The sequence below is a fragment of the Collinsella sp. LCP19S3_B11 genome, assembly GCF_052121915.1.
Lineage (GTDB): Bacteria > Actinomycetota > Coriobacteriia > Coriobacteriales > Coriobacteriaceae > Collinsella.
Window position 1 is genome coordinate 127,864 of the sequence record NZ_JBQKDI010000003.1, and the last position, 15,151, is coordinate 143,014.

13 protein-coding genes are annotated in these 15,151 nt (G+C 58.0%); 7 read left to right on the forward strand and 6 right to left on the reverse strand.

The genetic code is table 11. The annotated features are described in order from the left end of the window. Nucleotides 1–87 precede the first annotated feature (87 nt). The 4 genes from ACTQV4_RS03150 to ACTQV4_RS03165 form a co-directional block, all read right to left on the reverse strand. On the reverse strand, nt 88–393 hold the full coding sequence (locus tag ACTQV4_RS03150; protein ID WP_195240938.1) for a type II toxin-antitoxin system RelE/ParE family toxin: 306 nt from the start codon (nt 391–393) through the stop codon (nt 88–90). Continuing rightward, the gene (locus ACTQV4_RS03155; RefSeq protein ID WP_441569271.1) at nt 383–622 is read right to left on the reverse strand and encodes a type II toxin-antitoxin system Phd/YefM family antitoxin; all 240 of its coding nucleotides are present in this window, start codon (nt 620–622) and stop codon (nt 383–385) included. The genes ACTQV4_RS03150 and ACTQV4_RS03155 overlap by 11 nt, the downstream gene beginning before the upstream one ends. A gap of 405 nt (nt 623–1,027) precedes the next feature. Continuing rightward, nucleotides 1,028–2,449, reverse strand: a complete 1,422-nt coding sequence (lacG, locus tag ACTQV4_RS03160; RefSeq protein WP_390398991.1) for a 6-phospho-beta-galactosidase — start codon at nt 2,447–2,449, stop codon at nt 1,028–1,030. A gap of 75 nt (nt 2,450–2,524) precedes the next feature. Beyond that, nucleotides 2,525–4,282: a PTS lactose transporter subunit IIBC gene (locus tag ACTQV4_RS03165; protein WP_441569272.1), complete on the reverse strand. Its 1,758-nt coding sequence runs from the start codon at nt 4,280–4,282 to the stop codon at nt 2,525–2,527. Nucleotides 4,283–4,566: 284 nt separating this feature from the next. Here ACTQV4_RS03165 and ACTQV4_RS03170 point away from each other — a divergent pair, with 284 nt between their 5' ends. Beyond that, the gene (locus ACTQV4_RS03170) at nt 4,567–5,568 is read left to right on the forward strand and encodes a LacI family DNA-binding transcriptional regulator (protein ID WP_441569273.1); all 1,002 of its coding nucleotides are present in this window, start codon (nt 4,567–4,569) and stop codon (nt 5,566–5,568) included. Nucleotides 5,569–5,925: 357 nt separating this feature from the next. Here the strand turns inward: ACTQV4_RS03170 and lacG (ACTQV4_RS03175) are convergent, their stop codons facing one another. Together lacG (ACTQV4_RS03175) and ACTQV4_RS03180 are read right to left on the reverse strand one after the other, a co-directional pair. Beyond that, nucleotides 5,926–7,365, reverse strand: a complete 1,440-nt coding sequence (gene lacG, locus ACTQV4_RS03175; protein ID WP_441564653.1) for a 6-phospho-beta-galactosidase — start codon at nt 7,363–7,365, stop codon at nt 5,926–5,928. A 66-nt stretch (nt 7,366–7,431) separates the two neighbouring features. Further along, nucleotides 7,432–9,207: a PTS lactose transporter subunit IIBC gene (locus ACTQV4_RS03180; protein ID WP_427718986.1), complete on the reverse strand. Its 1,776-nt coding sequence runs from the start codon at nt 9,205–9,207 to the stop codon at nt 7,432–7,434. A gap of 357 nt (nt 9,208–9,564) precedes the next feature. Here ACTQV4_RS03180 and ACTQV4_RS03185 point away from each other — a divergent pair, with 357 nt between their 5' ends. The 6 genes from ACTQV4_RS03185 (at nt 9,565) to ACTQV4_RS03210 (ending at nt 15,131) form a co-directional block, all read left to right on the forward strand. Continuing rightward, nucleotides 9,565–10,569, forward strand: a complete 1,005-nt coding sequence (locus ACTQV4_RS03185; RefSeq protein ID WP_427718989.1) for a LacI family DNA-binding transcriptional regulator — start codon at nt 9,565–9,567, stop codon at nt 10,567–10,569. A gap of 214 nt (nt 10,570–10,783) precedes the next feature. Continuing rightward, nucleotides 10,784–11,122, forward strand: coding sequence for a PTS lactose/cellobiose transporter subunit IIA (locus ACTQV4_RS03190; RefSeq protein ID WP_055252615.1), 339 nt, complete (start codon nt 10,784–10,786; stop codon nt 11,120–11,122). A gap of 411 nt (nt 11,123–11,533) precedes the next feature. Then, nucleotides 11,534–12,544 carry a hypothetical protein gene (locus tag ACTQV4_RS03195; protein WP_441569274.1) on the forward strand — a complete coding sequence of 337 codons (1,011 nt, stop codon included), beginning with the start codon at nt 11,534–11,536 and terminating at the stop codon, nt 12,542–12,544. Nucleotides 12,545–12,854: 310 nt separating this feature from the next. Further along, a complete protein-coding gene (lacA, locus tag ACTQV4_RS03200) occupies nt 12,855–13,283 on the forward strand; it encodes a galactose-6-phosphate isomerase subunit LacA (protein WP_006234830.1) in 429 nt (142 codons plus the stop codon). A 63-nt stretch (nt 13,284–13,346) separates the two neighbouring features. Then, nucleotides 13,347–13,871, forward strand: coding sequence for a galactose-6-phosphate isomerase subunit LacB (gene lacB, locus ACTQV4_RS03205; protein ID WP_006234831.1), 525 nt, complete (start codon nt 13,347–13,349; stop codon nt 13,869–13,871). A 378-nt stretch (nt 13,872–14,249) separates the two neighbouring features. Then, on the forward strand, nt 14,250–15,131 hold the full coding sequence (locus ACTQV4_RS03210) for an aldose 1-epimerase family protein (protein ID WP_427748000.1): 882 nt from the start codon (nt 14,250–14,252) through the stop codon (nt 15,129–15,131). Nucleotides 15,132–15,151: the final 20 nt, after the last annotated feature.

Consider the following 15,151-nt stretch of genomic DNA (forward strand, 5'->3'; position numbering starts at 1 on the left):
CGCGTAACAATTTGCGCGTCATTTTACGCGTCAACGTGACGCGATATGACACGCAAATGTGCTCGGGCCAAGTACTCAGCTTGTGGGCTAGACCAGACGGGCGTAGTCCTGTGACTGATGAAAGATGTGGGCGATATAGATTGTTTCGTGCTCAAACTTATAAAGGCACACGTAGTTGTTGATGGGAAACGATCGGTAATTACGTGCCGCCAGCTCTTGCATGTGCGAGAGGGGACGTAGGAGCGGCTGCTCGCGAAGCAGATCAAGCTGATATTCAAACTCAGCGACAAAATTGCCTGCTGCACGCGGATTTTTGAGGATTTGGGCAAGGTATCCGACAATACTCTCGTACTCATATCGCGCGCTTTTGAGGATTACGACGTTATAGGTCATATTTGTCTCGTATCGAAGACGCGAAGGATTCGTAGTCGCTGTAGTCGCCTTGCGATATTTCGTCTTCTGCCAACATCATACGAGACAGCAGTTTTGCCTTGGCGATTTCTTCTTGCATGAGGCGATACTGGTCGCTGCTGATGCAGTGCATGGCCTCGTAGCCGTTCTTGGTTACGGTGACGTCGCGCTCAGACTCAACAAGCGTAGTGAATGCAGCAGTGTCCTTCATATCTCGGACGGGCACACAAGCTGACATAGGTACCTCCTTTACGTTGGGACACAATTGTACCACGGTGTGTCCATGTGGACGATACCGTCGAATCGTCTCAATCTGTAACAGTTGGGATCGGAAAACTCGGCTAGATGTTACAGATTGAGATTAAAGGGATTGACCTGTGGCGTTTGTCTTGATCTGTAACAGTTAGACGGTTAAAAGCGAGTTAGATGTTACAGATTGAGATATTTCTGCTCGGGCGTTCTGTTTGTCTCGATTTGTAACAGATAGGGCCGAAATATTCGGCTAGATGTTACAAATCGAGATAAACGACCTGCTCGGGCCGAGCCAAAACAAAAAGGCCGCATGCGAACCCGTGGAGGGATTCGTATGCGGCCGACAGGGGGTATGCGGCAAAAACTAGGCCATGAGCAGGCCGGTCTCCGCGACGTTCTTGTACCAGTACGCGCTCGCCTTGGGATAGCGCTTCTGGGTCTCAAAGTCGATGTAGAACAGGCCATAGCGCTTGTTGTAGCCGTTGGTCCAGGAGAACTGGTCCTGCAGCGACCACACAAAGTAACCGTCGACGTTTACGCCGCCGTCGATCGCCTTGAGGATCCATGCGAGATGCTGACGCATATAGTCGATGCGAGGGGCGTCATCGATAAAGCCGTCCTCAAAGTCGTCCTTATAGCCCATGCCGTTCTCGGTGATGTAGATCTTCTTGTAGTTGGGGTAATCGTTCTTAATGCGGAGCAGCAGATCGTACAGGCCCTCGGGATAGATGATCCAGTCCCAATCGGTGGTGGGTACGCCTTCGCGCACGCATGCCTCGCCCACGCCCTTGAGGAACCAGCGCGAGGAGCCCTTGTCGCCGGTGCCATTGTGGTTGATGTCGTTTTCGCCCTCGGCAGCACGCAGGAACTGGCACTTGTAGGTGTTGACGCCCAGGCAATCGTTGTAGGGGAGCGCGGCGGTCAGCGCGGCGATGTCCTCGTCGCGGACGTCGAGCTCGCCGCCGGCGATATGGGCCAGCTTGGTCGCAGCCTCCATGGTGTCGGCGGCATAGTGGCCGCGGAAGGTGGCGTCGAGTACCCAGCGGTTGTTGATGACGTCGGCCATGCGAGCTGCCTCGCAGTCGGCAGCGTTGTTGGGGTCGAGGGGATACTTGGGCTCCAGGTTCTGGACAATGCCGATCTCGCCCTCAAAGCCGCCCTCATGGAAGGCGACGACAGCCTTGGCGTGGGCCACCATCATGTTGTGCATGAGCTGGAAGGCCTTGTCCAGGCGGTACTTCTCGCCGTGCGGCCAGTTGCCGACGATAAAGCTGCCCTCGGCGGTTGCGGGAATCTCGTTAAACGTGAACCAGTGCTTGACCTCGGTGAACTCGGCAAAGCAGAACTTGGCGTACTCGACAAAGGCGTCGATCGTCGTGCGCGTCAGGAAGCCCTCGCCGCCGTCCTGGTAAAAGGCCTCGGGCGTATCAAAGTGATCGAGCGTGACATAGGGGATAACGCCGGCTTTATTGCAGGTGGCAAAGAGCTCGTGATAGAAGGCGACACCCTCGGGGTTAATCTCACCGGTGCCGTTGGGGAAGATGCGGCTCCAAGCGATGGAGACGCGGATACCGTTGATGCCGAAGCGCTGGCACAGGTCGATATCGACCGGGTACTTGTTGTAGAAATCGCTTGCGGGGTCGGGGGAGAAGCGACCCTGAGCGGCCAGGAAATCGTCCCAGGGCACTTTGCCCTTGCCGTGCGTGCGGGTCTCGCCCTCAACCTGGTAAGCAGCGGTGGCGCCGCCAAACACAAAGCCGTCGGGGAACTGCATGGGGTTGGTCATGAGTCATCCTTTCTGTGGGATTCGAATAGGGAGAGGTGCCCGAACTGGGGATCCGGGCACCAACAGAGGGAGGAACTAGTCGAGGTTCTCGCGGAGCCACTTGATGGCGCCAGCGGGGTCGCGAGTAAGGTCGATATATTCCTTACCGCGCGGGGCGAGCAGCTTAATGCCCAGGCGATCGGTGTCGGCCTTCATGTCGTTGTAGTAGCTACGAACCTGCGGGGCAAGCACGATAACGTCGTACTGATCCATGATGGCAGTGTGCTGACCATAGGCGCCCGCGGAGGAAGCGATGTTCTCTCCGGTCTGCGCGGCACCTTCCTTGATGGCGTTGGCAAGCATGGCAGAGGTGCCAGCGCCGGCGCACAGGACGAGGACCTTCAGGCCATCGACATCCTTCTTGGCGGATGCATCGGCGGCGGACTCGGGCTGATCGGCGACAGGCTTGCTGTCGGCGGCAGCGGCGGTCGGCTCGACGGCGGGCTCAGAGGTGCTGGCGGCGATGGTGGCAGCACCGTCGGACTCAAGACCCAGCTCGGCGGCGCGCTCGGCCTCCTGGTCGCAGAGCAGCTTGTCGTATGCCTTCAAGAACGGCAGGTAGATGATGGCGTCCAGCAAGATGATGATCGCGACAAATACCAAGGCGATAAGCTGGAAGTTCGTGGTGATGAAAATGCCGATGGGGGCAGGGGTAGCCCAAGGCACCACGAAGGAGAAGCCGTTCATGCCCACGTTATCGATAAAGAACTTGGCAACACTCACGTTGACGCAGCCGGCGGCAACAAAGGGGATGAGCATGTAGGGGTTAAGGATCATCGGCGCGCCAAAGAGCAGCGGTTCGTTGACGGCGAAGGCAACAGGAACAATCGAAGCCTTACCGACGGCTTTGAGCTGCTTGGACTTCATGAAGAGAATCAGCAGAAGCGGCACGATGAACGTGGCGCCGGTGCCGCCGAACTCACCCACGAGCGACATGTTGAAGGTGAGGGAATGGGCGGGGTGACCACCGGCCAGCAGAACCTGCAGGTTCTCGGCCTGGTTGGCAAGACGGATGGGGTCGATGCCCGGCTGGACAATTGAAGGACCATGGACACCGATGAACCAGAAGAACGCGGTGGCTGCCTGGATAAGGATAAGGCCAGGATAGGTTTCTGCAGCGGTAAAGAGCGGGGAGAGCAGTTTGATGAGCAGCTCGGAGAACGGAACGCCCATGAGGTTGCGCACGACGACATCGATGATGCCGCAGATGATGACGGCGCCGCCAAAGGGGATGATGTCGCGGAAGTTCTGAGCGATGGCGCCCGGAACCTCCTTGGGCAGCTTAATGGTCAGATCGCGCGAGACGCAGAACTTATAAACCCAAACGGTAATGAACGCTGCGATATAGGCCGAGAACAGACCGCGCGTACCCATGCTGGTGCAATCGAAGACCGAAAGCTCGGAGCCGTCGAACTTGGTGGTGAACTGCGTAACAGCGAGCAGCAGCATGCTGCACTGGGCGGCTACCATGGTGGAGCCGTCGTTGAGCACCTTGCCGGCGGGCATGCGACGGTTCATGGAAGCCGTAAAGTTCTTGGCGGTGGTGCCGGCAACCATGATGCCCATAACGCCCATGGTGAAGTTGTACAGCTTGTTGCACCAGTCGATGAGCGGCTGGGGCAGCGTGATGCCAACTACGCCAGGAAGGGTGGCGATCAACAGGAAGATCGAAGAGGTGAGGACAATGGGCATGCACCCAAGGAATCCGTCCTTGATGGCCTGGAGGTAGATGTTCCTCGAGATCTTCTCAAAGAACGGTTGATGCTTTTCGAGCATCTTTACGATGGCGTCCATAGAGCTCCTTTGCTACTTGATGCGCGATGCATGTGGATGGAACTGGTCGTCGATGGATGGTCAGGACTGCCCGGAAACCTTCCCGCTTAAGGAAGGCATTGCGAAATGACAACGTTGTCATTTCGTTAATGACAACGTAAGACATTTTTGGATGAGCAACAAGGATTTACAGGTGAACGGTCGATATCGTCCGATAAACGGCTGATTTATCAGTCAGGCAGGTAGTGTATGCTAGAACACAAAAAACAAGCGATAGAGAACCGACTGGAGAAGCAGTGGCAACGATGGACAAGAAAAATGTCTCAATGAATGATGTGGCGATTGCCGCGGGCGTTTCTCTCAAGACGGTGTCGCGCGTAATCAACGAGCCCGATAGCGTGCGCGAGTCGACGCGCGATAGGGTCCATGCTGCCATGGAGGCGCTCGGGTTTCGAACCAACTTTGCCGCGCGTTCGCTCAAGCTGGGCCGTTACGGGTGCATCGGCGTCGTGCTGTTCCACTTGTCGGGCGGCGCCGTGGACATGATTGACGGAATCGCCGATGCCGCCGAAGAGCGAGGCTTTGCGCTCACGATGATCAAAAAGCGGGCGGGGGAGAAGATGACCCTTGCCGAAGCGGCGCGCAGGATGTCGCAGCTTCCCGTCGACGGCATGATCTTCAATCTGCGCCAGATGGTCGATGACTTTGATACCTTTGAGGCGCCGAAGGACCTCAAGACGGTGATTATCACGCCGATGGAGCATCCTACCTGTTCTACCGTCAGTGACGATCAAGAGGGTGGTGCGCGCATGGCGTGCGAGTACTTCTTGGATCATGGTCACAAGAACGTGTATTTCGTTTCTGGTAAAAAAGAGTCGCTGTCGAGCCAGTGCCGTATGAAAGGTTGGCGTGCAGCACTCGAGACGCGTGGCATTGAGCCGCCCGAGCCTCTGCAAGGTGATTGGAATGCGGATAGTGGCTATGCCGCGGGCCTTGTGCTTGCCGATAAACCCGATTGCACGGCGGTCCTCGCTGCTAACGACTGCATGGCAAACGGCGTGATGATGGCTCTACGTGACAAAGGGCTCAGTGTGCCCGACGACGTGTCCGTGATCGGCTTCGACGATGAGCTCTACAAGACGATTCCCAACTCGATTCTGACGTCGGTGAAGTTTCGCCACCGCGAGCTGGGCATCCGTGCGCTTAACGAGGTCGTCGCAGGTCTGGAAGCCCCGAGCTCCAGAAGCCGTACGCTCGTCTCGGGCGTGTTGGTCGAGCGTTCCAGCGTGAAGGACCTGCGGGTGTAGACGTGCTCGGCTCGTTCATCTCAATCTGTAACAGTTAGGACCGAAATACTCGGCTAGATGTTACAGATCGAGATTGAGAGGATTGTCCTGTGCGTTTATCTCAATCTGTAACAACCAGACGTCCAAAACCGGTTTTAGTGTTACAGATTTAGACAATTCGGCCCCGTCTTCCCGGTTTGTCTTGATTTGTAACAGCTAGGGACCAAAAACTCGGCTAGATGTTACAGATCGAGACAAACGGCCCCCCAGCCGAACAAAAACAAAAGGCCGGGGGCGGCGCGCCGTGTGACGTGCCACCCCCGGCTGAGAAATGGGGACAGGTTATGTGAGCGGGGCAATTCCGCTGGTCGCCAGCCGCTAGTCCAGGCGACGGGTCTGCGCCACGTGCTTGTACCAGTAGGCGCTTGCCTTGGGCGTGCGCTTCTGGGTTTCATAGTCAACGTAGAAGAAGCCATAGCGCTTGTTGTAACCATTGGTCCAGGAGAACTGATCTTGCAGACTCCACAGGAAGTAGCCGCCCACGTTGACGCCCACCTCCATGGCCTTGAGCAGCCAGCGCAAGTGCTGCTCGATGTAGTCGATGCGCGGCTGGTCGTCCACAAAACCGTCCTTGTAGGGGTCCTTGTAGCCCATGCCGTTTTCTGTAATGAAGATCTGCTTGTAGTTGGGGTAGCGCTGCTTAATGTAGACGAGCAGATCGAACAGGCCCTCGGGATAGATGATCCAGTCCCAGTCGGTGGTGGGGATGCCAGGCTTGTTCACGTGCTCGCCAATACCCTTAACGCGCCAGCGGCCGGTGCCCTTCTCGCCCGTACCGTTGTGGTGCAGGTCGTTCTCGCCGTCGTAAGCCTTCAAGAAGCGGCACTGGTAGTTGTTGACGCCCAGATAGTCGTTGTAGAGCGCGGCCTCGCGCATAATCTCGAGGTCCTCGTCCAGGATCTCGATGGTGCCGCCCGAGACGGCAGCCAGACGGTTGGCGCACTCGAGGGTGTCGGGCGCGTAGTCGCCTCGGAAGGTGGCGTCGAGCAAGAACTGGTTCTGCAACACGTGCTCGTTGTTGGCGGCTTTGATGTCGGCGGGGTCGTTCTCGTTGAGCGGATACTTAAACTCCAACGACTGAATGACGCCGATCTTGCCCTTAAAACCGCCGTTGTGGAAGGCCAGTACGGCCTTGGCGTGGGCGAGCATCATGTTGTGCTCGCACTGGAAAGCCTCGGCCAGATGCGCCTTGACGCCGCCGGGGAAGGTGCCCTCGATGTAGGTGTTGGAGGCATCGGCCCAAATCTCGTTAAAGGTGAACCAGTAGGTCACCTGGTCGGCGTACTCCTTAAAGCAGAAGGTGGCAAAGTCCACAAAGGCATCGATGGTCTCGCGGTTGAGGAAGTCGCCCTTCTCAAAGAGGGCAAGCGGCGTGTCGAAGTGATGCAGCGTGACAAACGGCTCAACGTGGTGCTTGTGGCACTCGGCGAAGAGATCGTGGTAGAACTGCACGCCCTCAGGGTTGATCTCGCCGGTGCCGTTGGGGAAGATGCGGCTCCAGGCAATGGAGAGGCGAATGCCGTTGATGCCGAACTCCTCGCACAGCTCCAGATCGACGGGGTACTGGTTGTAGAAGTCCGAAGCGGGATCGGGGGAAAAGCGCCCCTGGGCCTCCAGGAAGTCGTCCCAGGCAACCTTGCCTTTACCGTGGGTGCGGGTCTCGCCCTCTACCTGGTAGGCAGCAGTGGCGCCGCCAAAGACAAAGTCCTCGGGAAACTGCGCAGGCGGGTTGGTGACGCTAGCAGGGTTAACGGACATGATAATCCAATCGTCTAAATCGAAGGGCCAGCCGGTCTTGGATGGTCGGCTGGCCCTGTGCGTTACTTACTTCGAGAGTTGCTCGCTTACGAAGGCGAGAGACTTATCGCCGTTCTGGGAAAGCTCAATGTACTGCTTACCGCGGCAGGCGACGCACTTGTTGCCCACGCGCTCGCAGTCCTTCTGCAGGTCGGCCAGGTAGCTTGCGGCTTGCGGGGCCAGGACGACCAGATCGAAGTCGGGGAGCATGTCCACGTGGTTGCCATAGGCCTCGGCAGCGGTTTCAAGATTGATGCCGCGCTCCTTGGCGGCCTTGGCCAGCGCGTTGGCGAGCAGGCCCGAGGTACCGCCACCCTGGCAGAGCACGAGCACGCGTTTGCCGTTGAGGTCGCTGGTGGCCGTTGCCTCGGCAGCGGGTGCTGCGGAAGCGGCGGGAGCGCCGGCTTCCACGGCCTCGGCAGCAGCGCCGGCGGCAACGCTCTTGGCGTCGGCCTTGCCCTGGAAGGCATCGTTGAGCTTGGCGGCCTTCTCGGCGTTCTTGGCGGCGAGCTCCTCCTGGGAAATCTCGGCCTCCTCGGCGCACTTCTGGGCGTCATAGGCACGGAAGAACGGATAGTACAGAACGAAGTCGACGACCAGGATAAGGGCGAGCATCACAAAGGCGAGCGGCTGGAAGCCCAGGCCCATGATGGTGCCGATGGGGCCGGGGACGGTCCAAGGCAGGGTGTACATAAAGCCGTTCATGCCCAAGAAGTCGATAAAGATCTTGAGGATCCAGATGTTGGCGATCGGGGCAAAGACAAACGGGACAAAGAAGACGGGGTTGAGCACGATAGGCGCGGCGAACAGCAGCGGCTCGTTGACGGCAAAGCACACGGGGACGATGGCGGCCTTACCGACAGCGCGCATCTCCTGGGACTTGGCCAGGAAGCAGAACATAAAGACCAGGACGAGCGTGGCGCCGGTGCCGCCCATGCAGACGACGAAGTACTGGGCACCCTGGGTCAGGACAGCGGAAGCGTGCTGGCCGGCCTGGAACGCAGCCAGGTTGTCGGTCATGTTGGAAACGAGGGCGGCGGCGATGGCGGGCTCGACGATCGAGGGGCCGTGGACGCCCACGAACCAGAACAGGCTCATGGCGCCGTAAATCACAGCAAGGCCGATGTAGCCGTCGGCAGCGGTGAACAGGGGCTGGAACACCTGGATGACGCCCTGGGCAAAGCAGAAGCCAAAGGCAGCGCGGAAGACGATGTCAAAGACCCAAAAGACGGTGATGCAGACGGAGAAGGGGATGATGTCCTTAAAGGTCTGCGAGATGTTGGGCGGAACCTGCTCGGGCATCTTGACGGTGATGTTGCGCTTGATAAAGAACTTGTAGATGATGCCGGTCACAAACGCAGCGATGAAGGCGGTCAGTAGGCCCTTGGAACCAAGGTAGGTGGTGTTGAAGCCACTGGCGGCATCCGTGGCGATGGTGTCGCTCGAAAGGAGCAAGAAGCCGATGATGGCCGCGCACATGCACGAGATAAAGTTGATCTGGTTATTCTTGGGCAGATCGCGGTTCTGGGCGTCGGCGAAATGCTTGGCCGTGGTAGCGGCGCAGGCGATGGCCAGGATGCCCATGGAGTAGTTGTAGCACTTCCACAGGGCGTTGTTGATGTCATCGGGCCAGTAGAAACCCCAGATGTTGGGGACCGAGGCTACCAGGCAGAAGATGGACGAGAAGATGATGATGGGGATGACGGAGATAAAACCGTCGCGGATCGCCTTGAGGTACTTGTTGCGGGCGATCGCGTTGAAAAAGGGCTGGCCCTTTTCGATGGTGGCGATGAGTTGCTCCATGCAAAGCTCCTAAGAGTCGGTGGGTTAGCAACGATGGTAGCTTTTGACGTTTGGTTGCCAAAATGTTGACGTTGCCATTTTGTGACACAAAATAAGACGCGAACCGATGGCCCCTGTGCCTGCGGACCGTCGATTTCTTGCGCGTAAACGTTTGAGCCGCCCGGTGGCTCTGTGTTTGCGCAATGGCAACGTTAACATTTGGGCGATAAAAGCCGTTCGGGGAAGCAAAAATGTCGGTGAACGGTAGGTTTTGGGTGGTGAGCGTATGGTGGGGGAGGCGTTAGATATACTTGAAGACGTTTCATTTGACTGCGTAGGGTGCCACCAATGGCATCGTTGACATAGAAAGATCGACCTATGGCCGCTGTTAAAAAATCGGTTTCCGTTAAGGATGTGGCGCTCCTCGCGGGCGTCTCAGAACAGACGGTCTCGCGCACCGTCCACGATTCACCCAGCGTGCGCCCCGAGACCAAGGAGCGCGTGCGTGCCGCCATGCGCGAGCTGGGGTATCGCCCCAATTTTGCCGGTCGATCGCTGCGCCGCGGCAAGTTTAAGACCGTCGGCGTCGCCATGTTCAACATTACCGGTACCGGCAACCTCGACCGTATGGAGGGCTTTGCCGCCGCCGCCGATAAGCACGGCTACGCCATTACCCTCACTAAAGTAGATGGACATCCGTATACCCTCGAGAGCGCATCGTCGCGCATGAGCGCACTGCCGGTGGATGGCATGGTTGTGATCATGAATCGCATGCCGGCGGACTTTGGCACCTTTGAGCCGCTGCCTGGTATGCAGACGGTGCTCGTTACCATGCTGGAGCACCCGCTGTGCTCGACGGTCGATAACGATCAGTTCGATTGTTCGCGCCAGGTTGTCGAGTACTTGCTGGGGCAGGGACACAAGACCGTGCACTTTATCTCGTGTCCCGAACGCTCGCTTTCGGGCATGCAGCGCGAGGAGGGCTGGCGCGAGACATTGCGCGCGCATGGTATTGAGCTGCCGCGACTCATCCGTGGCGACTGGACGGCGCGGAGTGGATATGCCGCAGGCCAGGCTCTGGCGGACGATCCGACCTGTACTGCCATCTATGCCTCCAATGACGCCATGGCCTACGGCTGCATTCGCGGACTCGAGTCGCGCGGAAGGCGTGTGCCCGAGGACGTGAGCGTGGTGGGGGTTGATGATAGTCTGGGCGACATCGTGCCCGATCGTCGCCTGACCACCGTGCGCTTTGACAACAAGCGTGTCGGCATGTGGGCAGTCGACAAGATCGCCGGCGCCGAGGGAGTTGCGTCTGGCGTGGAGCACATGCTGATCCCCGGCGTGCTCGTAGAGGGCGATACGGTGCACGATTTGCGTTAGGGCGCGGTCCTGTTTGGGTTTCCGTTAATCATGTTTGATATTGTTCGAAATGGTTTGGAAACCGTTCGCGGGTTAAAAGTGACCGTTCATAGCTCGAAATTACGTTTTGTATTGTTCTTTATTGTTTGAATGTTAATGTTTCTGTCATACACAGCGCAGCGCGGATGCCCGGACGCGATGCTCTCCGTTGGTTCATATGTGAAAGGAACGCAATATGGCAACCAAAGAAGAAATCTCGATGGTTGGATTCGAGATTGTCGCATACGCAGGTGACGCCCAGACCGATCTGCTTGCAGCGCTCGATGCTGCTCGCGAGGGTGACTTTGAGAAGGCCGAACAGCTGCACAAGGATGCCAGCGATGCACTTATCGGCGCCCACGACACGCAGACCAAGCTGCTTTCGCAGGAGGCCGGCGGCGGCGAGATGGAGATGACCTTCATCATGGCTCACGCTCAGGACACCCTCATGACCACTATGATCTTGGAGAAGCAGGCCCGCTTTACCATCGATGCCTACAAGCGCATCGCCGAGCTCGAGGCCAAGCTCGCCTAACGAGTCCTCACAACCAAGCCCCTTCCAAAAGTCCTGCCGCTACCCGCAGCAGGGCTTTTTCTGTCCTCCTCCAAGTTGCGGTGAAATAGGGGCTGACGGCCCAAAATGATCCGTTCTCCTCCGTTCCCAGGGGATCGGTTGGCAGCGTCGCCACGAAACTGGCGCATCTACTACGTTTAACCCGATACCCCCGAACACACCTGCGTTTCATGAAAAACTGCAAGCGTTCTACCTGTGGTTTTGTTTTTACGCCACGGGGCATGGTCGGGGATGGGCAGTTAAACGTAGTAGATGGGCCCATTTCGTGGCAAGCGGGTCATGCGGCAGCCCGTTGCGCCTCCTCCCGTTCGGTTTTTCGCTGGGTGGGTATACTTCCATCCGCAATACAGGCCGGAATGAGGAGGTATCCAAATGCCGGACAACGGATCGATTCAAAAGAGAGACGCGAGCGAGATGGCTCATGGGCGTCCTGTCCAGATAACCGAGCAAACAACGGTGACCGAGCTGCAGCCCAGCCTATCCGATGTCGTGTGCGCAAACAAAAAACTGCAGATTGGCCTCATCGTTGCGCTCGTGGTACTGGCGCTGCTGTCGGGGTTTGTGGCTCGTCCGCATTTTGCCGATACCAAGACTTGGGACTCTACCGTCGAGGTCATCGATCAAAAGAAGGGCAATGTATTGGCGCTCACGACCTCGTGCGTCGCCCTATCTGCGGGCATTACCGCGCTGCCGGGTGATACGGGAACGCCAGTTGCCGAGCAGCTCGCACAGCTTTCGGGTAATCTTGGTATCGTGCTTGCCGTGCTATACCTAGAGAAATATTTACTCACGATTTTGTGGTCGGTTGGCCTGGGCATCCTGATCCCGTTTGCGCTGGTGCTCTTTGCAGCGTCGCTTGGCATTCACGGACGCTGGAGCACGAGCACGGTCATTCGTCGCGTGGCAACGCGTGTGCTGGTGGTCGCCATCATTAGCATGGTGTTGGTGCCCGCGAGCGTATGGGTGTCGCAGAAGGTTGATGAAACGTATCGAGTGAGCATCGAGGCGGCCGAGCAAAAGGCGACTGACGCTGCGAGTGCGGCAGATAGCGATAGCTCCAAAGCAAACAAGAAAAAGACCGAGTCCGCAGAGTCCAAGAACGTGCTTGAACAGCTTGCCGACGGTGCCTCGGGTCTCGTCACGACGGTGACCAGCGGCGCCAAGCAGATGACCGATGAGATTGTGCAGCAGGTGACCGATCTGATCGAAGGTGTCATCGTGATGATAGTGACCTCGTGCGTTATCCCATTGCTGGTGCTCGCGGCGTTTTTGTGGCTGGGGCACACACTGCTGGGGATTGATATTTCCGGGCCGACGAATTATTTGACGGGCCGCTTTCTGGGCACTCCGTCCAAGCATGCCAAGAAGGGCGGCCAGTCCTAGTAGCTAAAGCTGCCGTATATACCGGGGAATACCGCCGAAGGGCGGCCGAGACACGTTCTCGGCCGCCCTTTTGTTTGTTGAACACATGGTCGCTACGCCCGCGCCCGGTCCAAACGGTCAGCAATCATCCGTGAACGGTATTTGTTCAAAAAAGAACAAAGATAAACAAATAATTGTTGCAGTTACTGTTCGAATGTGTTCAAATAAACATGAACAGTGAAGAATCGCACATTCAGATGCCCGGACCTGAACGAGATTCAACACTTCCAAACAGAAACAACGCACCTGCGTATCTCTCAAGGAGGATGTCATGAGGGTTGTAATCGCTTCCGATGCCGACGGCATGTCGATGAAGGAGTCCATCAAGGAGATGCTCATCGCCGATGGTCACGAGGTCGTCGACTATTCCGAGACCCCTGCCGCGGACTTTGTCGATTCCGCTACCGCCGTTGCCAAGGACCTGCTGGAGCACAAGGATTCCCAGGGCTTCGCATTCGATAAGTACGGTGTCGGCTCCTATATGGCCGCCGTCAAGATCAAGGGCATGGTCGTCGCTAACATTTCCGACGAGCGTTCCGCCTACATGACCCGCGAGCACAACGGCTCGCGCATGGTCACCATGGGCCCGGGCGTTGTGGGCACCGAGGTCGCCAAGAAGATCGCCCGCGAGTTCCTGCGTGCACAGTACGCCGGCGGCCGTCACCAGATCCGTGTCGACATGCTCAACAAGATGGCCTAACGAGAGCCAACGAGAACTCGAACTTCTACCTCAACTTGTGAATTCAGACGAAAGGACGTTCTGATGAAGAAGACCATCGCAATCGGTTGCGACCATATCGTTACGGACGAGAAGATCTATCTGGCCGACCGCCTGGAGCAGGCTGGCTACAAGGTGCTCGACTGCGGCACCTACAGCCACACCCGTACGCACTATCCCATCTACGGCAAGGCCGTGGGCGAGGCTGTTGCCAGCGGCAAGGCCGACTTTGGCGTGGCCCTGTGCGGCACCGGCATCGGCATCACCAACGCCGTCAACAAGGTTCCCGGCGCCCGCTGCGCCCTGGTTCGCGACATGACCTCTGCCCTGTATGCCCGTCGCGAGCTCAACGCCAACATCGTGGGCTTTGGCGGCAAGATCACCGGTGAGTTCCTGATGGCCGATATTATGCTTGCCTTCCTGGAGGAGCCCTACGAGAAGACCCCCGAGCACGATGCCCTGATCGCCAAGATCGATGCCTGCAATAAGGCCGACGCCGAGGCACAGGCTGACCCACACTTCTTTGATGAGTTTCTTGAGAAGTGGGACCGCGGCGAGTATCACGACTAGTGGGGTTACGCGGTTTTGCCAAACCGCGTAACGGGTCGACGCTGCGCGACGCCCAGGCACCCCATCTCGCCACTCAAACCGTCGCTCGCGTACATGAAGTACGCGTCGCTCCTCTTTCGCGGCGACCTGGGGCACCTGATCGCCGCTCGCTGACGTTGGGGGCACCTGTGGGGTTACCGCTGTTGTTGCGAAGCTTTCTGGTTCAGTAAGCTGCTCCGATAACACGTTTGCTTGCTTGGCTTGAGTGCTTCGCTCTTGGCGGTACCCGGCATTCTGCAGCTTTTCAATTGACGGCTCGCGTTTCTGTGAGGGGGCGCGGGCCGGTTTTCTATCAGCCCTATTGACTTGGTGGGCTGTCGTAAGAAAGGGAAGACTCCTATGGAGTTTGTTCTTGATAACGGTTCTATCCGCGTGGCACTGAGCACGGCGGGCGGGTCGTTCACTTCTATTGCGGCCAACGGCCGTGAGTACCTGTGGCAGGGTGATCCGGCAGTCTGGTCGGGCCAGGCCCCCATTTGCTTCCCGATCTGCGGTGGCCTTCGTGACGGCCACGCAATGACCATGGGCGGCCGCGAGGTAAAGCTCGCCCGCCACGGCTTTGCGCGCAAGCAGGAGTGGAAGCTCGAGGAACAGAGCGACAACATGGTTGCGCTGAGCTTAAGCTCTGCCGACCATGCCGAGTTGCTCGAGCAGTACCCGTATCCGTTTAAGATCGTTGCTCGTTACACGATCGATTCGGAAAAGGTTGCCGTGTCGTACGAGGTGACCAATGAGGGCACCGAGGACATGCCGTTCTTTGTGGGCGGTCACCCCGGCTTTAAGTGCCCGCTCGACGAGGGCGAGTCCTATGACGACTACGAGCTTCGTTTTGAGCAGCGTGAGGCCACCGACCTCTGCACTGCCGTTCCCTCGACGGGCCTGATTGATGTTGAGCATCGCAGCAAGAACCCGATGGTTGGCCATGACCTGCCGCTGACCCACGAACTCTTTGACTTCGCGGAGACCATCTTTGACGTGCTCGAGAGCCGCGTGGTTACGCTGACCAAGAAGACCGAGGACAAGGGCGTGCGCCTGACGTTCCCCGATATGCCGTACCTGATTGTGTGGAGCAAGCCCGAGGGTGACTTTGTGGCCGTGGAACCGTGGGGCGGCCTGTCCACCTGCTCCGACGAGGACGATATTCTGGAGCACAAGCGCGGCTGCCTGGTGGCCAAGCCGGGGGAGACCGTCACCCGCGGCTTTGAGATCGAGATCCTTTAACGAGCTATCGTATGTTTGGG